Source organism: Bradyrhizobium agreste, assembly GCF_016031625.1.
GTDB lineage: Bacteria > Pseudomonadota > Alphaproteobacteria > Rhizobiales > Xanthobacteraceae > Bradyrhizobium > Bradyrhizobium agreste.
Map to the genome: position 1 here is coordinate 72846 of NZ_JACCHP010000003.1, position 18909 is coordinate 91754.

The window sequence follows — 18909 nt, forward strand, 5'->3', positions numbered from 1 at the left end:
GGTTCGCTCACTTGATCGGTGGTTTGGGAAGGATTGCTTCACCGGCTTGCATGACGAACCGGTAGTTCAGCGTGTACCAAGGTGCGCGCACGCCCGGCGCGGGCGGCTCGCCTTCCTCATGCCGACGATAGGCGCCGACGAGCGCACGCGTGACGCCGAACACGACGTCGCTTTCGAGATGGTCGTCATCGTCGACGAAGACCTGCGTGATGAGGGTCTTGTAGCCGGGTTTGAAGCCGAGAAAGTGGATGTGCGCCGGCCGGTAGGGATGCCTGTTCTGGGCCCGCAGCAGTTCGCCGACAGGACCGTCCGTCGGCACGGGATAGCCGGCTGGTTTGACCGATCTGAAGGAGAAGCGGCCCGCGGCATCGGTGGTGAACTTGCCCCGCAGGTTCATGTCCGCCTGCGTCGCGTCCTGGTTTTCGTAGAGGCCCACGGGCGACGACTGCCAGACGTCGACATCGACACCGGGGAGGGGCTTGCCCGCGACGTCGACGATCTCGCATTCGGCGAAGAGCTCTGGACCGGGCGTCGGGGACCGGACGATCGACCCGCCGTTCTCGGTCCGCGGGGAGTTGGCCCGCCAGAACGGACCGAGCAGCGCCGCGGCGGTTTCGGTCGCGCCGGCGCTTCCGTTGTTCAGCAGGCAGACCAGCGTCGAGAAGCCGATGGCGTCCGCGAACAGGATCCCCTCGTTGTGGCTGTCATGGGTCGCCTGTCCGATCCGGTTGAGGAAGTCGATGCCGAGATCGTACTCCGCCTCGGTGAGCTTCACCTCGCGGGCGAACGCGTGCATGTGCCGGACGAAGGCCTCCATCACCGTCCGGAACCGCTCGTTTCCGGCGCCCTCCATCGCGCGCAGCACGATCGGGGTCACGTCCTCAAGCCGCTGGATAATGCCCATCTTTCGCTCCGCCACGTATTGCACTCGATTGCAGCGTTACTGCAATCGATTGCAAATTGTCAAGCGGCCCTGTATTCTGCCGCTACCGGTCAGATAAACGACGGAAACTGCTGGTGAATCGACCTATCGCCACGATGAAACAGATCGCCGACGCCGCCGGGGTGCATAGATCGACGGTGTCGCGCGCGCTCGATCCCAAGAAGCGGCACTTGGTGGCCGACGATGTCGTCGAACGGATCGTGTCCCAAGCGGAGATCCTCGGCTATAGGCCCAATCGCATCGCCGCGAACCTGCGCCTGGGCCGGTCCGATCTCGTCGGCGTCCTGCTGCCCGACATCGCCAATCCGGTGTTCGCCCCGATTTTGGGAGGCATTACCGAGACGCTCTCCGCGGCTGGCTATGCACCGATCGTGGCGGAGGCCGGCAACGCGGCCTCGGAGCAGATATCGCTCGTCGAAACGGTGCTCAGTCAGCGCGTCGACGGCCTCATCCTGGCGACAGTCTCTCAAGACGACGAACTCGTCGGATTCTGCATCCGCCGAGGCGTTCCGGTGATTCTGGTCAACCGGTCGGAGGCGCGGGATCGGGTCTCCTCGGTGGTTTCGGACGACGCCTTGGGAATGCGTCTCGCCGTCGATCATCTCGCCGGATTGGGACATCGCCGCATCGCGCATATCGCCGGCCCGCTGTCGACGTCGACGGGCACGCTGCGCCGGGAGGGCTTCGAATCCGCCATGTCGCGCCACGCATTGCCGGGTATCGTGCGCGAGGCGGCGGCCTATAGCCGCTCGGCGGGCGCGGAGGCAACGGCGCACCTGCTCGCGACCAGCGGCGACATCACCGGGATCGCGGCCGCAAACGATCTGCTCGCTCTCGGAGTCCTGGACGCCCTGAGGGAGCGCGGGCTGCGGTGTCCGGACGACATGTCGGTGATCGGACACAACGATATGCCCCTGATGGATGTCGTCTCGCCGCCGCTGACCACGGTCCGGATCGAGCACAGGGAAATGGGGCGGATCGCCGCCAGGATGCTTGTCGATGCGATCAAGAACGGGAGCACCGACATACAGCACGTCGTGCTTCGGCCGGAGCTGGTCGTGAGGAGTTCGGCGGATCCGCCCCGCTCGACCTCCTGATCGCGAGCCACCGAGGAGGGCTTCGACTTCAGTCGAAGCGCCCAGCGCACCGCCACTCGCTCAGCAGGGCGCGCTTTGCAGCCAGCCCGTACAATCACCGACAACGATGTCCAAGCAAGGCGAGGCAGCGCGATCTAGCGTGCCGTCGACAATCCTGCCCTAAAGATGGCAATTGAACGGAGCTAGAGAATGCACGAGTCGCTCCCCGCAATCCGCAAGACGGCGGCACATCGGCCGCCGACGCATCTCGGCTCCGAGAAGTCGATCGAATGTAAGCTATTCAAAAGACTTCCGGATTTCGGACGGATTCATCCTGCGGGCTGGCCGCATTGAACGGCCTGCTCGGACGTTCGGGCGCCGACTGGTCGGGAACTCGGCGCTACGCACGGGGCGAGGGCCGTATTCAGAGCGGCGGCTCGCAACAGGCAGCCAAACTAGTATAGAGGGGCGCTGCGGCTTCCGATGATCGTGTCATCGCCGCTGGTGGCGGTCCGGAGTTCACCTGCCGCTCGTCGGCGGAAACGCGGTCCTCAGTGGTGCTGGCATATCGAAGCCTGTTTATCATCTGTGGCTTTGCAGCCCTCGTTTTCACCGACGATACAGCCGTTGCTTCTGCCGATTCGAATCAGTCGGGCGCGAAGCGGGCCGCTATGAAGTGGGTTACCTTGGGCTCTCCCGCAGCGCCAAACTCGCGGACGGCAGCTTGGACGATTCTGTCTGCGTTCGTTACGCGTTGATGTTGTCGCAGATGCTCCAGCCACGAGGCGACCATAAACGTCTCCAGGAAGCGTCCGCTGTCGGCAGCATCTTCGAAGACGTCCCAGGAATAGGCGCCATCACGCCGTCGTTGCGGCTCCAGTTGCTTGATTGCATTGAGAAAGGCGTCTCGTCGCTCCGAAGCGATGCGGTACTCCACCGTGACCAGTACCGGCCCGCGGTCGGCATCCGCGTCGATCGCCAGCACGGGTGCCGGCCAATGCATGGAGGGGGCGAGGTCCACTTCTTGGCCGCCCCGCAGCTTCCAACGCCAGGTCAGCGCGATGCCGGTTACCGCTCCGGCGGCCGCGATGAAGTGCGTCAGGGGCAGGCCGAACGCGGAGGCAAGCTGGCCCCAGACTGCGCTGCCGGCGGTCATCGCACCGAAGAACACGGTCACGAACATGGCCAGCCCGCGGCCGCGCACCCAGTCGGGCAGGGACATCTGAACCGAGACGTTCAGGCTCGCGAGAACGGCGATCCATGAGATGCCGGCGAGCAGGCAGGCGGCGAAGCCGAGTGCGGGATAACGTGCGACACCCAGCAGGACTAGGCAAGCGGCCGTGCCGAACGTGCCGGCCGCGACGAGCCGGTCTGGCCCCAGAACCGCCTTCAGCCATGGCAGCGCAAAGGCGCCGCCGACGGCACCGATGCCGATTGCGCCAAGTAACATGCCGTACAGTTCGGGACCGCCCGCGATCTGATTGCGAGCAACGAGCGGGAGTAGAGCCCAATATGCGCTGGCGAAGAAGAAGAACGCCACCGCTCGGATGAGAGTCGCGCGCAAATCGGGGTTATATCGCGCATGCCGAAAACCGATCACGAGGGCGCCGGTCAGGCGCTCGGGCGGAAGTCTGTTTCCTTGCGGTGTCGGCGGGCGCCACCAGAGCAGGGCGCCGATCACGGCGAAGTTGCTCAATGCGTTGATCCAGAACGGCGCCGCGATGCCTAGTACGCCGATCACGACTCCACCGAGCGCCGGTCCGATTGCCCTGCTGATATTGACGCCGACGCCGTTGCTCGCCACCGCCGCAGCCAGGTCTTGCTTCGGGACAAGCTGAGGCACGATCGATTGCCATGCGGGAGCGGTGAAAGCCGCGCCCGTACCGAGGAGGAATGTAAACAACAGCAGGATCGACGGATTGATCAGGTCGAGCCAGACCAGAACCGCGCTCACCGCTGCGACGACGGTGAGTAGGATTTCCGATCCGATCAGAAAGCGACGCCTGTCGACGATATCCGCCAGAGCGCCGGCGGGCAGCGCGAAAAGGAACATGGGAAGGCTACTCGCGACCTGGACCAGAGAGACCGTGAGTGGATTCGGATTGAGGCTCGTCATCAACCATCCGGATGCCGCGTTGTACATCCAGGTGCCGACATTGGCTACGACGGTCGCGGTCCAAACAACCGCAAACGCCTTGTGTCGGAACGCGATCCAGGGCGACGCACTCTGCGTCGCGGCCCGCGTTTGATTTTCGTCGATCATTGTCATGTGCTTTGCTGTGGCAAATCGCATCCTTTCGCTCTGGCGCAACGAAGGATCGAAACGACGGCGCTAAGGATCGGCTAGAAGCGAGGCTACACCGCCTATGGCGCAGGGTGGATCATGTCGCGCGCATATGCGAGGCCGATTCCGTATCCGCCACCGTGGGTTTCCACGATGGATCGAGCTCCATCGTAGGTTTCCCGACGGGTCCAGTCCCGCTGAAACTCCAGAAGAACCTGGATCCATGATGTCATATGTGCGCCTGCGTCGCTCATCCGTCGCAAGGCGAGATCATGGCTCACAGGAGTGAGACCGCCGCACGCGTCGCCCACCACAAAAACGTCAAAGCCGTCGTGAAGCGCTGAAAGAACCGGAAATGAAACGCAGGCTTCTGTCAGAAGGCCGGAAACGATGAGCCTTCGCTTGCCCGTTTGAACCACCGCTGTTCGAGCTGCGTCATCTTCCCACAAGTTCATATTCCGGCGCTCGATGGGGTGGATATCCGGAAGAACCTCCCGAATTGCCGCCATTAACGGACCGCTGTAGACCTTGGAGGCAGACGTTGATGCGACAATCGGTAGGCCAAACACCTTCGCGGTACGTGCCAGCGCAATCGTGTTGTTGAGAAGCACCTGACGGTCAATCGATCCGACCCCGAATGCGAGGCCAGCCTGTTGATCGATCAGCACTAGAGCACAATCGCTGGGTTGCAGCAGAGTCTTACTGTCGTTCATGACGGGAACCTCTCTCCGAAGTGCGCTGTTGAGTTCTCGGGGATTCCAAGTTCGTTCAAACAGACGGCAGGCGGGCAGCCTATATGAACCGCTCCCCCGGCTCTTGAACGATTGGACTGCGCGGTACAGGCAGGAAGCTCTTCGTTTGTGTCGGCCAGCAGTTGGGGCCGGCGACGGTTCAGACGCGCGGGTCTGCCTTGCGAGCCGAAGGACGCGCCTCCTCCGCAGAGGCTACCCGTCGCAATTCGTCGAGCAGAGCCTTGGCGCGCCGGAACGGGATGGACTCAAGACCCTCTGAGAATTTTCCGAGCGTTCGGCCCAGTACCGCCGAAGCTTCTTCGTTTTGGTGCTTTCGACGCAAGAAATTTGCAAGGCTCTCGGCCGATCTAAGCTCCCAGCCAAGGGCCGCCTGTCGTTCGGAAACCTCGATCGATTCACGTAAGTGGGCCTCGGCAGAGCGAGAGTCGGGACCCTCCAATACGGCAAGGACGTCGCCGTGAATCCTCAGCGCATCCGGGAGCAACCAGAGAGCATCGGTCGCCTTTGTTCGCTCCAGGCACTCCGCCGACGCCAACAGTCCCTCTTCGGGGCGACCGTCAACAGCCAGGAGCTCCGCCAACCGCCCGAGGAATGGAATGGACACATTGTCATATTGGGCGCCGCTTAGCTTCGAGAGCGCCTCCCGCAACAATCTTTCGGCGGGCTCGATCTCGCCTCTCAGGAAAAATAACCTGCCTTCGTAGCCGATCGAGGCAAATACATAGCTCTTGATGTTGTTGTCCTGGGCCACTTGCCTGAATCTCTGCAAAGCGCCGGCCGCCCGATCCAGGTCTTCAAGGCTCAGGAAGAGAGAAACCCCGCACCAACTGAGCGCCTGACAGATCGACGTCGGATTGCCGGTCTTTTCTGCCTCGGAATGTGCCGAAAGGCAGGCCAGAACAGTTCGATCGAAGCGTCCCAGATTCCAATGGGACCGCGCCATCACGCACTGCGCATAGATCGAGTGGTTCAGACCCCAGCGGCCTATGTGCGACGCGTCACTGTGAATTCGGAAGTATTCGTGCGCCTCGCGTGCGAGGTTCAGGGCCGTCGCATACTCCGCCCGGAAAAAGAGCGAGGCGCTCTTCACGCTCTTCGTCATCGCCAGCGCCGCGGGCTCGCCGACGTCCGCCACGAGTCTCTCGATCTTTTTCGTTCCTTCCAACGCGCCCTTGAAGTCGCCGCGCCGGTGCAGGAAGAGCACTAGGCCCAGCCGGGCCCGAAGCTCCCATTGCGGATCACCGAGCTGCCCCGCCAGTTCGATCGATCTGTTCAGAGCTTCTCGCGACTGACTCGTCATGCCCTCGGTGAACATCATCGCGAGTCCGAAGGCGGCCTTCAGGATCATCTCGCTTGGTTCGCTTTCGGCGGGGGCTTCGAGAGCCTCAATCGCTTTCGTCGTCCAGACGATGCACTCCGTCAGCAGCGAGTTCTCTAACCAAACCGGCACGGCTGCGGCCGTGAGCGCGATGCCTGCCTGCGGCTGGCCTCCCGGCGAGAACGCCCAGTTCAGCATTCCGCGCACGTTATCGAGTTCCTGGACCGCGTCCCTGAGCGTTTGCACCCGCTTCGGTCCATCAGCGTACTTGCGCAGCATTTCGGTGAGGCAGGATGCGAGGCGGACGGCGAGTTCGTTCCGCTCCGACTCCTCGATCAGCTTCGCAAGCGCGAACGCTTTTGTGATCTCCAGCAGCCGAAATCTCGCCCCCTCTGAGCCGATGTCGACGGAAACCAACGATTTGCAGACCAGATCCGCGATGATCGAGGCTGTGTCGGTCCCCTCTGTCGTTGGAATCACCGCGACGGCCGCCTCAAGCGTAAAGTTGCCGGCGAAAATTCCGAGGCAGCGCAGAACGTGTCGCTCGCGCTCGCTCAGCAGTTGGTAGCTCCACTCGAGCGCAGCCGCGATCGTGCGGTGTCGCGCTGGCGTGCCGCGGCGAGCGTCCGCAAGCAGGTGCATGCGGTCTTCGATCCTGGCGGCCAGTCCCTTGACACCGAATGCGTCGACGCGCGCAGCGGCGACCTCGATCGCAAGCGGGTTGCCGTCCAGTTCTCGGCATATCTGAGCCGCAAAGGCGGCATTGGCATCGGTGAGTTCGAAATCATTGATGATGGCGGCCGCCCGTTCGACAAACAACTGAACCGCCGGGTAGGCCATTAGGTCCTTTGGGCTGAGGGACGTAGCCATCGGAGGCACTTCTAGGGGAGGAAGCCGGAAGACGTGCTCGCCTTCGATGCGCAGCGGCTCCCTGCTTGTGATCAGCGCCTTGATGTCGCCGGAGCTGCGCAGCAACTCACCGATCGCGGCCGCCGCCCCGTCGATCAGATGCTCGCAATTGTCGAATACCAGAAGCAGGCTCTTGTAGCGTAGCGCAGCGGCGATGCCGGACAGCATGTCGCTCGAGCGGACGTCGATCGGGAGCGCGGACGCAATCACGCTCGCAATCAGTGAGGCATCCGCGATCGACCCGAGGTCGATCAGCCAAACGCCATCCCGAAACTGCGACAACATCGTTTCCGCCAGTCGAAGCGCGGTCGATGTCTTTCCGACGCCCGGCGGCCCGACGATACTCAGGAGACGCCCGTCGGTCAGCTTTTGCTTCATTGACCGAAGCGCTTCCGATCGTCCGACTAGCCGGATCAGTTGTGCCGGTAGGTTGTGGGCTTCCGGTGACGCCGGCTGGTCGAGGGGCGGACGTTCCTTTTCGATCACTCTGATGGGTGCGACGAAACGGTATCCGCGTCCCGGACTATTTACGATGTACTGATTGGCGCTATCATCCTCCCCGAGCGCACGGCGCAGCGCCGCCACCTGGACGGTGAGGTTGGCTTCAACGACGAATGTATCGGGCCAAGCGATCTCGACGAGTTCGCGCTTGCTCACTAGTTCTCCCGCGCGCTCGAGGAGCGCGATCAGGATCTCGATGGCTTTGCCGCCAAGGCGAACCACGCGGTCGCCCTCGAGGAGCACCCGCTTGGAGGTGGAAAGGCGAAACGGTCCGAAGAGGAATGTGCGCCCTGGTCTTTCGTCGCGATCGGACATCCTTCAATCAGTCGTCGGCTTTTCGGAAGGCGCCTCCTTACGCCACCGGTGGGAGCGTGTCCATCCATCGAGGGCACTCGAAAAGGCGCATCAGAGGTCGCGCTGAACCTGCACTGCAACCGCCTGTCGGCGCGCGATAATCGCGGTGATCGTGATGCGTTCGGCTTCGAGGGCGGACAGGGTCGCCAATTCCGCTGCGACCCCGGCCAGTTGCTCGATCATGTCGGCGCGGGCGTGAAGCTGCGCCGTCTGTCGCTTGGCTATCCAATTGGACAGCGTTTCGGGCGCGAGGGCAGTGTCGCGTTCGATGCCGGCCTGCAGCGTGTCACGGAGCTTTGCTGCGCGCTCGGAAAACTCCTTCGTGAGAGCGTGCATTCCTTCCAACCGGGCCGCGAGTTCCGCATCGTTGGCGTTGGCGTCCCCCGCGAACAGTCTGTTGATGTTGTCAAGGCTTGCCTGCAGGCGAAACAGCTGGAGACGCAAATCTTCGCCAAATTGTGTCAGGTTCTTCATCGCATCCGCGTCCTTCGAGCACGCCACACCCTTTCGCGAGGACTGTTCGAAGCCAAGTAAAATGTTCCAAAAATGCCAGCCGGGACCGCCACTTTATCCGGCATATCCGTCCGAGAAATTTTGGAACGATTTATTTCCCTGGCGCCGGTCCGACGAATAACGATCCCAGAACCTGAAGATGAGAGAACCAGAATGCCTACGATCAGGACTGCCGAGTTCGGGCTGCGCTCGTTGGTTTACATATCGAGGTATAGTCCCAGGGGTGGACCCGCCTTACTATCATTGTCGGTGCCGCGTCGTTCGCCTGGAGGATTGTGTCGCTCATGACCGCCCCGCACGACCAGTCCCCGGCGCCGTCGGCTTTGCAGAACCACGCAGACCTGTGGAACCGTCCGTTCGTCCCGAAGCGGGAAGGCACCACGGTGAAAAGCCTCCGTTCTCGATCCTGGAACGGGGTCGCCGTCAGCGTGACCGAACTTGCCTGCACCAGGTCATACTGCGCAGAGCTGTCTTACGATTGCGCCCGGCTGTCGATAATGCTCGACCTTGGCGGCAATCTTCCGGAATTGCGCAGCGATAAGCGTCGGCGCGGCCCGGATCCGGCGAATACCATCCACAACATGAACTTTGCGCCCGCGAAGATGGAAACGTGGGCAATCTGGAACGAGACGCGCTACATGCGTCACATTTCCTTCACGTTCGCAGATGACGCTCTCAAGCAGTTGGTGAACGAGGACGTGAGCCCGTCCGCATTCGCTCCGCGTCTGTTGTTCCACGATCCCGCCCTTTTCCATATCGCAAAGATTTTCGAAGCCGAAGTCAATCGGGAAGAAGACACTCCGCGGCTGTACGGAGACAGTTTGTCGGTGGCGCTGCTCCTGCGCCTTGCGGCCTTGGGGAAGGCGTACCCAACGCCGGCCAGGGGTGGGCTGCCGCCCCGGCGTCTGCGGATGGTCACCGATTATCTGCGAGAGCATCTTGCGCACAATGTCGGTTTGCTCGAACTCGCGAACATCGCTCAGCTATCGCGGTCGCATTTCTGCCGGGCTTTCCGAATGTCCACGGGTCAGTCGCCTCACCAATGGCTGCTTATCGCGCGCATAGAGAAGGCGAAGGAGATGCTGGTGTCAGGTCAGTTTCCGATCGCGGAAGTAGCGGCCCTCACCGGATTCGCCGATCAGGCCCATCTGAGCCGGCATTTCAGCCGGATAGTCGGTTGTAGCCCTAGTGCGTGGCGCCGCCAGGCAGCGCCTTAGTCCAGACCATTTGGCGTCAGCGATCCCTTCGAAGCCACGCTCAGGAGCACATCAGCGGAAGAGGGCCGAAAGGAAGATCCGGGCCATGAGTTCGTCCCGCTTGCGGATAACTCGGCTGCGCGGCACCCGCTCGCAAATCACGCGAGCTCCCGCTTCCACCAGGCATTTCTCGATCTGGAGCGCGGTTTCGTTTGCTGATCCAGCGCCCTTTGGCGTGGTCAGCAGCACGTCAACCCCGGCAAGGTTCGCAGCCGGCGAACGCATGATGTGAGTCGGATTGATGATGATGGCAGCGCTGATCGCATCTGCATGGCACGCGATCAGATCAAGCGCGGCGTCCGCTCCTTCGGCATGACCGACGACGATCAGCGGCACCAGCGTGAGCTTGTGCGCATGCAGCGCATTCCGAATCGCCAGAGCCAGACCATCTGCAAAATCTCTCGATAAGGTTTTGCCGTTGCCGGTGAACTGCGGGGTCGACACTGCCAGAATTCCCGAGCCGACGCTGACGGATCTGCAGAAATCCAAGAAGCCAAAGGGACTGGCCGCCCGACCCGGGATGGCCAGCAACAAAGGCGCACTCTCGTCCCTGCCAGGATGGAATCTGCAGCTTGTTACCAATCGCTCCAAAGGCACGCCTCTCGCGTAATTCGACGTCGTCCGGCGCCGGGACGATCGCCTGCGTCTCGCACAAATGGCCACATCTAGTGTGCGATATTTTGCCGTCGCTGTATCGCGGAAATTGCGAAAGACAGCAGAACATGAGCCGTTTGTTCAAAATGCGCTTCGTTCGGCAACGACCGCCGAAGGCATCCGTAATATCACTTGGCTTCAAGAGCATGCACCCTTGTCGGAGGGTGACCGCAGCGAAGTTGCACATGTGTTTTCGAGAGCAAGCATACGCCGTTCGCGGCGATCTGCATGGACGGCTCGGGCGCACCCGGTGTCGTCGCATCGCATCACACTCAGTTTCCACCAGCCCGCTCGCATGAGCGATTCATCACCTGAAGGAGATCAAAATGTCGAAACTCGAAATGCTCACGCCCGAGAACAGCGCGATCGCTCTAATCGACTACCAGCCCGCGATGTATCAGGGCGTCCAGTCGCATGATCGCCTGGTCGTATTCAACAACATCCAAATCCTCGCCAAGGCTGCGAAGCTGTTCAAGATCCCGACCGTGTTGACGACGGTCGCCAAGGACTCGTTCTCGGGTCCTTTCATGCCCGAGGTCACCGAACTCTTCCCGAAGCACGACATCATCGACCGCACGTCGATGAATTCCTGGCTCGACGCCAACTTCCGCAAGGCGGTGGCCGCGACTGGGCGCAAGAAGTTCGTGATCGCAGGCCTCTGGACGGAAGCCTGCGTGATGTTCCCGACGCTCGACATGCTAAAGGAAGGATACGAAATCTACATTCCGGCTGATGCGTGCGGCGACCTCTCGGTGGAGGCGCACAACCGCTCGATGGAACGTGCGATCCAGGCCGGAGCCGTTCCGATCACGTCGGCGCAGTACGCATTCGAACTGCAGCAGGACTGGGCTCGCGCCGAAACTTACGACGGCATGATGGACATCCTGCGGGCCCATTCGCCCTACGGCATTCAGGTCCGCTTCTCGAAGTGGGCGCTCGGCGAACACGCATCGGAGGCGGGACCGAGGTAAGGTCCCGGCTTGCTCATGAAGATCTATCTCCTGTCGCTCGGCGCGGGTGTTCTCGTCGGGGTGATCTACAGTCTCCTCAACGTGCGCTCGCCCGCGCCCCCTCTGGTGGCTCTGGTCGGACTGCTCGGCATCCTCGCCGGCGAGCAGATTGTTCCGGTCGCCAAGCAGATGGTTGCGGGTCACGGCCTTGCCGCCGCATGGCGGCAGGCCAAGTGCGCGCCTCACATGTTCGGCATGCTGCCCGGGCGGCATGCCGACGAGGCCAAGGAAACCACTAACGTTGCGGAGAAAGCATCATGAACGCTCCTGATACGATCTTCCACCGCGGCCTCCTCACGACGTTTGACCGCTCCAACCCGACCGCAAGCGCGGTCGCCATCAAGGATGGCGTCTTCACTGCGGTCGGCCACGACAGCGAGGTCATGAAGCTGGCCGGGCCTTCGACCAAGATCATCGATCTGAAAGGGCGCCGCGTCCTGCCGGGGCTGATCGACAATCACCTCCACATCATCCGCGGCGGGCTCAACTTCAACATGGAACTGCGCTGGGATGGCGTGTGGTCGCTCGCCGACGCAATGGCCATGTTGAAGAAGCAGGTCGCCATCACGCCGCCGCCGCAATGGGTACGCGTCGTCGGTGGCTTCACCGAACACCAGTTTGCCGAGAAGCGCTTGCCGACCATCGACGAGCTCAACGCGGTCGCGCCGGACACGCCGGTCTTCATCCTGCATCTGTACGATCGCGCCATCCTGAACGGCGCCGCGCTACGCGCCGTCGGCTACACCAAGGACACGCCGGAGCCGCCGGGCGGCGAGATCATGCGCGATGCGCAAGGCAATCCGACCGGTCTGCTGCTCGCCAAGCCCAACGCCAACATCCTCTACGCGACGCTGGCGAAGGGTCCGAAGCTGCCGTTCGAATACCAGGTCAATTCGACCCGCCACTTCATGCGCGAACTGAATCGGCTGGGAGTGACGGGCGCCATCGACGCCGGCGGCGGCTTCCAGAATTATCCGGAGGACTATGCCGTCATCCAGAAGCTCTCCGATGAGGGACAGCTTACGATCCGGCTCGCCTACAATCTGTTCACCCAGAAGCCGAAGGGGGAGAAGCAGGATTTCCTGAACTGGACCCAGACATCGAAGTACAAGCAGGGCACGGACTACTTCCGGCATAACGGGGCCGGCGAGATGCTGGTGTTCTCGGCGGCCGACTTCGAGGACTTCCGCGTGCCACGTCCGGACATGCCGCCGGAGATGGAGGGCGAACTCGAGGAGGTCGTCCGTATCCTGGCTCAGAACAAGTGGCCATGGCGGCTGCATGCGACCTACGATGAAACCATCTCGCGCGCGCTCGACGTGTTCGAGAAGGTCAACCAGGAGATCCCGCTGGATGGGTTGCACTGGTTCTTCGATCACGCCGAGACGATCTCCGACGCATCGATCGACCGTATCGCTGCGCTCGGCGGCGGTATCGCCGTGCAGCACCGCATGGCCTACCAGGGTGAGTATTTCGTCGAGCGCTACGGCTACGGCGCCGCCGAGGCGACGCCCCCGGTGAAGAAGATCATCGACAAAGGAGTGAAAATTTCTGCGGGCACAGACGCGACGAGGGTCGCCTCCTACAACCCCTGGGTCTCGCTGGCCTGGCTGGTGACAGGCATGACGGTCGGCGGGCTCCGGCTATACCCGCAGCGCAACTGCCTCGACCGCGAGACAGCGCTCAGGATGTGGACGGAGAACGTCACCTGGTTCTCGAACGAAGAGGGCAAGAAGGGGCGGATCGCAGTCGGGCAGTTGGCCGATCTGATCGTTCCCGACCGGGACTTCTTCTCCTGCGCCGAAAGCGAGATCGCCGATACGACGAGCGACCTCACGGTGGTGGGCGGACGCATTGTCTACGGTGCCGGCGATTTCAAGTCGCTCGATGACACGCCGCCTCCGCCGGCGATGCCGGACTGGTCGCCCGTACGCAGCTTCGGCGGGTACGGCAACTGGGTAGGTTCAGACGGAAAAGCCGCCGCGATCAGAGCCCACGCGATGCAGTCGTGCAGCTGCACTAACCTCTGTGGTGTGCATGGTCACAACCACGCACGTGCTTGGGCGGGCAAGCTGCCAGTGTCGGATCTCAAGAGCTTCTGGGGGGCGCTCGGCTGTGCCTGCTGGGCGGTGTAAGATGCGGGCGAACCGCGACACCCCAGGCTGGATAGCGGCCATACTGTCATGGCCGCTGCTGCTGCCGATTTCGAAGGTCGCGCTGGTCTCGGCCTTCCTGATCGGCGGAATCCAGAAGCTTGTCGATTTCCCCGCAGCGGTCGCGGAGCAGGCGCATTTTGGCCTCCAGCCAGCCTGGCTGTGGGCCGCCGCGGCCATCATCGTCGAACTCGGCGGCTCCGCGCTGGTGATCTTCGGCCGGTTGGTATGGCTTGGCGCGGGAGGACTTGGCGTCCTGACCGCAGTCGCCATGCTCACCGCGAACGATTTCTGGGCCAAGACCGGCCATGACCGCTTCCTGGCCATCAACGCCTTCTTCGAGCATCTCGGCCTGATCGCGGGCCTGATGCTCGTCTCCATCCTGTCCCTGCGCAAGCAGGACGCATGAACGCAACGAGGCTCCCCATGTCCGGTAAACGGCATCTGATCAACATTCTGCTGGTTTCATCGCTGCTGATAAGCGGTTCCGCCGCCACGGCCAAGGATGCGGCTGCGCCGCAACTCGGCGTCGGCGCGCAATACGATACGACTCACGTCTACGTCGCGCCGGAAGACGTCGACAAGTTCGTGGCGAGTTTCCTCGCCACTTTCGGCGGCCAGAGCACGAAACAGGTCGTCGCCACCGTGACGCCGACGCCGAGTAGCACGACGTCCCAACTTCTTCAGACGCCGGTCGGCACCGTGTCGCTGTTCGGGTTCAAGACGCCGATCCCCTATCCCTTCGGCGCGGAGCGGACGGGCTATCTCGTCACTGACATCGATGAAGCCGTGAAGGCCGCAAAGGATGCGGGGGCTGACGTGCTGGTGGCGACCTTTCCGGATCCGATCGGCCGGGACGTGGTGATCCAGTGGCCTGGAGGCATCAACATGCAGCTATACTGGCACACGACCAAGCCGTCCTATGCGGCATTCGCCACCGTCCCCGAGAACAGGGTCTACGTGTCTCCTGACCGGGCCGACGCCTTCATGCGCGGCTTTCTCCGTTTCTCGCATGGGGAAGTGGTTTCAGACGACGCAAAGGCGTCCGGCATCGAGATCGGCCGGCCCAAGGACGTGTACCGCCGCATCCGGATCGAATCCGTTTTCGGCAAGATGACCGTATTGGTCACGGATGGACACCTGCCATACCCCTATGGACGCGAACTCACCGGCTACGAGGTTGCCGACCTGAAGGACACGCTGGCGAAGGCGACGGCAGCGGGGGCGGCGGTTCTCGTTCAGCCTTTCACCTCGGATCGCCGGGACTCGGCCATCGTGCAGTTCCCAGGCGGCTACGTCGCGGAGATCCACGCGGCTGCGAAGTAAGCGCCATTTGCGGTGCTCGTCGAGAGCCCGTACCTTGAACCGATCCGGAGCAAGTGACCGATATGTTTTCGACGAGACAAGGCAGAGCCGGCGCATTCTTGGCGGTGAGCATCCTTGCCGCTCCCGGCTCCCTGGCGGCGTCGTCATCGGCGCTGGCCGACGAAAAGCCGGCCCGTCCGGAGATCAGAACCAACCGCTGGCAGGAGGACTGGTCCGCTCTCGCCAATCCGGCGCTGTGGACGGATCCTTTCGATCCCATCAAGTACATCCCGATCATGCCGGGCGATCCGAAGAGTTATGTCTCGTTCGGCATGACGCTGCGGGAACGGTTCGAGGCCGTGAACGCGCCCGCGTTCGGTGTTGGTGGGACCAGGAGCGACGCGTACCTGCTGCAGCGCCTGCAATTCCATGCCGACTTCCATCTGGACGAACACTGGCAGCTTTTTCTGCAGGTCGAGGACGATCGTGCCTTCGGCAAGAACGTCATCACGCCTGTTGACCAGGATCCACTCGACATGCGGCTTGGCTTCCTGGCCTACGTCAACGCGACCGAAGCGGGGACCTTCAAGGCGCGCGTTGGCCGGCAGGACTTCGACTTTGACCTCCAGCGGTTCGTCTCTTCGCGTGATGGTCCAAACGTGCGCCAGTCGTTCGACGCCGTTTGGGGCGACTGGGAACGCGGCCCGTGGCGCTTCATCGGCTTTCTCAGCCAGCCGGTGCAGTATGACCTGCAGCATCCCTTCGACGACACGTCGAACAGCCATTTCCGCTTCCACACGCTGCGTGTCGAGCGGCAGGTGCTCGGCACCAACGAACTGTCCGCCTACTACTCGTTCTACCAGAAGGACAACGTCCGCTACCTCGACGCCAGCGGCGACGAGAAGCGCAATGTGTTCGATGTCCGGTTCGCAGGGAAGCTCAACCAATTCGATTGGGATCTCGAGGCGATGGGGCAGAGCGGCGTCATCGGTGGTAAGGACATCCGAGCTTGGGCCACCGGCGCCCGGGCCGGCTACACGTTCGCCGGCATCACATGGCAGCCGCGTCTGGGGATGCAGGTCGACGCGGCCTCCGGAGACCACCAGCCTGGCGACAACGTGCTGGGGACGTTCAATCCGCTGTTCCCGAACGGCTACTATTTCACGCTCGCGGGCCTCACGGGCTACGTGAACCTCGTCCACGTGAAGCCGTCGCTCACGGTAAAGCCGGCCACGAACCTCTCGATCATGGCTGCACTCGGCTTTCAGTGGCGCGAGACGACGGCCGATGCGATCTACTTGCAGCCCAACATTCCGGTTGCCGGCACCGCCGAAAAGGGCAGCGCCTGGTCGGGCGCGTACGCGCAGCTTCGCCTGGACTATCGGTTCGACGCCCATCTGACCGGCGCGCTCGAGGCCGTCCACTACAAGATCGGAGATACCATCCGACAGGCAGGCGGGCACGACAGCGACTATGTCGGCGTCGAATTGAAGTATTCGCTCTGACATCGAAAAGGAAAACGGATGCTGTTGCCGCTGCTCTTGAGCCTTATCGCGGGCTACGTCGACACCGCCGGCTTTCTTGCCTTGCAGGGTCTTTTCACCGCTCATGTCACCGGCAATTTCGTCACCCTCGGCGCATCGCTCGCTCTCGGGACGTCCGGGGCGATTGCCAAACTGTTGGCACTTCCAGTGTTCTGCGTGATCGTCATCGCGGTGCGGCTGCTCGGCTCGCTGTTGTCGAAACGCCTCGGCCCTGTGTTCGAAACCCTGCTCGGGCTCAAGGTTCTGCTGCTGACCATTGGCGCCGCACTGGCTATCAAATTGGGTCCCTTCCATGACGGCGATAGCTGGCAAGCCATAGTAACCGGAATGGTGCTCGTCGCCGCCATGGCAATCCAGAACGCGGTACACCGTGTCTATCTCGGCAGCGCGCCGCCATCGACGTTGATGACGGGTACGACGACGCAGATCATGCTCGATCTGGCCGACGTGATCCTTCCGGGAGGCGCAAAGAGCCAATCGGGCGGTCGACTGACCAAAATGTCGATCAACGTTCTGGTGTTCGCGGTCGGCTGCGGTGCCGCGGCACTTCTGTTCACGCAGTTCGGAGTTTGGTGCTTCGTGCTGCCGCCCATTCTCGGTGGGATTTCGCTGGGCGTGCGCGTTGCGGAGCCATCCGACCAGCGAGCGTGAGACACAAAGATCCCGACAAGCGATAATCCGGGAGGACCGAGCGATGGGCTGAACCGCACATCGAATTCCGACTGCGATTGAATTCTGATCAGAAAATTGCGACACGCACATTCATATCGTCTCAAAAATTCTAGAGGCCGCCGCCAGAGGCCAGGTCTCGCCCCAATGTCTTGCGGGGCGACCGCGATGCCCTCTCGCAGGCGCGCAACATCTGGCGCTGACCGGCGAGGGGGAGGGATGAATTTCCAGATTATGGTGTTGAAGTGACTTATCCGGATAGCTTCGCCGTGATCTACCCGTCGACACGATACCTATCGGTGAAGGTCAGGCTTTTCATCGATTTCCTCGTCGAACGCTTCGGCCGCGAATTCGATGTAAAAAGAAACTGAAATGGCTTCCAAGACTTTCGATCCATCGCCTCGATCATATCCCCCTTCGGTCTCTTTCGTGCGGAGAGTTGGCCCGATCGCGGACTCCGCCGGTAACGGGGACACCTTCATCGAAATCGAAGACTGGCTGCTGGACGAGGCTTCCGCCGAACGGCAGATGATCGATCTTCTGGTCAAACTGATCTGTCGGGTGAAGGCCGCCCGCTCTTCGGTCGATCGATTCACCCTCCACATCGGCACGCTCCACCCCCAGCTTGTGGGATTCGCTTGGGTCTGGAGCGCCGACGATGGCTTCTGCGACGAGGTGCGAGTCACTGACGCGGCGGTCGATTCTGATGCTTACAAGCTCAATCCGCTGCAGCGTATCATGGAGACCGGCGAGACGATCCGGCGAGCGCCAAATGAGCTGTCGGCGCAGGCGGAGTTTCCGATCATGGCCGAACTCGCGGCCGCCGGCATGACGGACTACGTCGCGATTCCCCTTTCCGGTCTGGATGCGCGCAACGTTATCACCATCGCAACGAAGGCGGACGGCGGTTTCGGGCCGGCCGAGATAAACTCGCTCACGCGTCTGTTCAAGCTGTTCGCCTTGCATGTGCAACGGCATAGCGAGTTGAAGATCTCCGAAAACGCCTTGGGTGCGTACCTCGGCTATGGCGCCGCAGCTCGAGTACTGGAAGGCGCGATCAAACGCGGTGCGGGGGATTCGATCCGCGCCGTGATCTGGGTCTCCGATCTCCGAAATTATACCAAGATGTCCGACGTGCTGGACCCGGCCGACATGCTGCTGCTACTCAACTCCTATTTCGAGGCGGTCGTGAGCGCCGTGACTGCTCACGGGGGCGAAGTTCTCAAGTTCATCGGGGATGGAATGCTCGCCGTTTTCCCGGTGAAGGCCGGCGCCGCCAAGGCGTCGCGCGCAGCCGTCTCGGCGGCGAGGGAGGCGATCGCAAGGCTGGAGGCCTCCGATCGGAAACTCCGTATCGCATCCGATCCCGGAGGTTGTCCCATGCTGAGGGCGGGCATCGTGCTTCACGAGGGGGAGGTCTTTTTTGGCAATATCGGCTCGCCGGAGCGCCTCGACTTCACGGTCATCGGCGCGGCCGTGAACGAAGCTTGTCGGCTTGAGGCGCTTACCAAGGTCATAGGTAGAGACCTTCTCCTGACTGAGGCGGTTGCCCATCATGTCAAACAAGATGCCGAGCATCTCGGTGATCACCACTTGCGGGGCGTTTCCGCGCGCATCTCTGTTTACGGACTAATAAACTAAGAGGAGCGCGCGGCCGATTCCGGGTTC

General features: G+C 62.1%; 16 protein-coding genes and 1 pseudogene. 11 read left to right on the forward strand and 6 right to left on the reverse strand.

What is annotated here, in order from left to right; all coding sequences use genetic code 11:
* Positions 1-7 precede the first annotated feature (7 nt).
* Positions 8-904, reverse strand: coding sequence for a dioxygenase family protein (locus HZZ13_RS05225; protein WP_197958588.1), 897 nt, complete (start codon positions 902-904; stop codon positions 8-10).
* A 113-nt stretch (positions 905-1017) separates the two neighbouring features.
* Between HZZ13_RS05225 and HZZ13_RS05230 the strand changes: the two genes are divergently transcribed.
* A complete protein-coding gene (locus tag HZZ13_RS05230; RefSeq protein WP_311972603.1) occupies positions 1018-2040 on the forward strand; it encodes a LacI family DNA-binding transcriptional regulator in 1023 nt (340 codons plus the stop codon).
* Positions 2041-2665: 625 nt separating this feature from the next.
* Here the strand turns inward: HZZ13_RS05230 and HZZ13_RS05235 are convergent.
* The 4 genes from HZZ13_RS05235 to HZZ13_RS05250 form a co-directional block, all read right to left on the reverse strand.
* Positions 2666-4288, reverse strand: coding sequence for an MFS transporter (locus HZZ13_RS05235; protein ID WP_197958589.1), 1623 nt, complete (start codon positions 4286-4288; stop codon positions 2666-2668).
* 95 nt (positions 4289-4383) lie between these two features.
* Positions 4384-5016 carry a hydrolase gene (locus HZZ13_RS05240; protein ID WP_197958590.1) on the reverse strand — a complete coding sequence of 211 codons (633 nt, stop codon included), beginning with the start codon at positions 5014-5016 and terminating at the stop codon, positions 4384-4386.
* A gap of 178 nt (positions 5017-5194) precedes the next feature.
* Complete coding sequence (locus tag HZZ13_RS05245) at positions 5195-8098, reverse strand: ATP-binding protein (protein ID WP_197958591.1); 2904 nt, start codon at positions 8096-8098, stop codon at positions 5195-5197.
* 90 nt (positions 8099-8188) lie between these two features.
* Positions 8189-8611, reverse strand: a complete 423-nt coding sequence (locus HZZ13_RS05250; protein ID WP_197958592.1) for a hypothetical protein — start codon at positions 8609-8611, stop codon at positions 8189-8191.
* A gap of 323 nt (positions 8612-8934) precedes the next feature.
* On the opposite strand from HZZ13_RS05250, the gene HZZ13_RS05255 reads away from it, so the two are divergent.
* A complete protein-coding gene (locus tag HZZ13_RS05255) occupies positions 8935-9867 on the forward strand; it encodes a helix-turn-helix domain-containing protein (RefSeq protein ID WP_197958593.1) in 933 nt (310 codons plus the stop codon).
* Between the two features lie 51 nt (positions 9868-9918).
* Here the strand turns inward: HZZ13_RS05255 and HZZ13_RS05260 are convergent, their stop codons facing one another.
* On the reverse strand, positions 9919-10440 hold the full coding sequence (locus HZZ13_RS05260) for a hypothetical protein (RefSeq protein ID WP_197958594.1): 522 nt from the start codon (positions 10438-10440) through the stop codon (positions 9919-9921).
* Between the two features lie 446 nt (positions 10441-10886).
* On the opposite strand from HZZ13_RS05260, the gene HZZ13_RS05265 reads away from it, so the two are divergent.
* The 9 genes and pseudogenes from HZZ13_RS05265 to HZZ13_RS05300 all read left to right on the forward strand — a co-directional run bounded on the left by HZZ13_RS05265 (position 10887) and on the right by HZZ13_RS05300 (position 18882).
* Positions 10887-11531 (forward strand): hydrolase, encoded by a 645-nt coding sequence (locus tag HZZ13_RS05265; RefSeq protein WP_197958595.1) that lies wholly within the window; start codon positions 10887-10889, stop codon positions 11529-11531.
* A 15-nt stretch (positions 11532-11546) separates the two neighbouring features.
* Positions 11547-11831 (forward strand): XapX domain-containing protein, encoded by a 285-nt coding sequence (locus tag HZZ13_RS05270; RefSeq protein ID WP_038966833.1) that lies wholly within the window; start codon positions 11547-11549, stop codon positions 11829-11831.
* Positions 11828-13705: an amidohydrolase gene (locus HZZ13_RS05275; protein WP_210349228.1), complete on the forward strand. Its 1878-nt coding sequence runs from the start codon at positions 11828-11830 to the stop codon at positions 13703-13705. Before HZZ13_RS05270 ends, HZZ13_RS05275 begins: the two co-directional genes overlap by 4 nt.
* A gap of 1 nt (position 13706) precedes the next feature.
* Positions 13707-14132, forward strand: coding sequence for a DoxX family protein (locus HZZ13_RS05280; RefSeq protein WP_197958596.1), 426 nt, complete (start codon positions 13707-13709; stop codon positions 14130-14132).
* Positions 14133-14149: 17 nt separating this feature from the next.
* A complete protein-coding gene (locus HZZ13_RS05285) occupies positions 14150-15049 on the forward strand; it encodes a glyoxalase (RefSeq protein ID WP_197958597.1) in 900 nt (299 codons plus the stop codon).
* A gap of 62 nt (positions 15050-15111) precedes the next feature.
* Positions 15112-16533: an alginate export family protein gene (locus HZZ13_RS05290; RefSeq protein ID WP_197958873.1), complete on the forward strand. Its 1422-nt coding sequence runs from the start codon at positions 15112-15114 to the stop codon at positions 16531-16533.
* Between the two features lie 18 nt (positions 16534-16551).
* A complete protein-coding gene (locus tag HZZ13_RS05295) occupies positions 16552-17223 on the forward strand; it encodes a YoaK family protein (RefSeq protein ID WP_197958598.1) in 672 nt (223 codons plus the stop codon).
* Positions 17224-17516: 293 nt separating this feature from the next.
* Positions 17517-17612: pseudogene (locus tag HZZ13_RS36690) on the forward strand (LysR family transcriptional regulator); the annotation flags it as partial.
* A 1-nt stretch (position 17613) separates the two neighbouring features.
* Positions 17614-18882, forward strand: a complete 1269-nt coding sequence (locus tag HZZ13_RS05300; RefSeq protein WP_246504313.1) for an adenylate/guanylate cyclase domain-containing protein — start codon at positions 17614-17616, stop codon at positions 18880-18882.
* Positions 18883-18909: the final 27 nt, after the last annotated feature.